This is a genomic window from Paenibacillus paridis (genome assembly GCF_006345825.1).
GTDB lineage: Bacteria > Bacillota > Bacilli > Paenibacillales > Paenibacillaceae > Pristimantibacillus > Pristimantibacillus paridis.
The window spans coordinates 1-323 of the sequence record NZ_VCIX01000042.1 but is presented as its reverse complement, the minus strand read 5'-3'; the positions used below and the strand labels follow the sequence as shown (position 1 = coordinate 323).

Annotated in this window: 1 pseudogene; it reads left to right on the top strand. The window is 56.0% G+C overall.

Annotated features, from left to right (window positions below):
- Positions 1-118 precede the first annotated feature (118 nt).
- Positions 119-323 (top strand): annotated as a pseudogene (locus FJQ58_RS32740) (efflux transporter periplasmic adaptor subunit); the annotation flags it as partial.

Below are 323 nucleotides of genomic sequence, written 5' to 3'. Positions count from 1 at the left end.
CCAAGTCGAGCAGGGTTATGCAGGAAGGCCTCAAAGCATGCAAGGCGCAGCGCAAAGCGGTCAAAGATCAGCAGCTGGTGGCAGCAGGGCTGGCGGTATGCAGATGGAAGGAACGCTTATGCCAGTTAAAATCGGGATTAGCAATGAGACCTATGTAGAGATAGAGAGTGGTTTAGAAGAAGGCGCATCTGTACTTGTGCCGCTTCCGCAAGGCACGGTAGGTACAGCCTCATCGCAGCAGACACAGACGACATTCCCAGGAGGATTCGGCGGCATGGGCGGCATGCAGTTTCCAGCTGGTGGCGGCGGTGGATATACAGGCG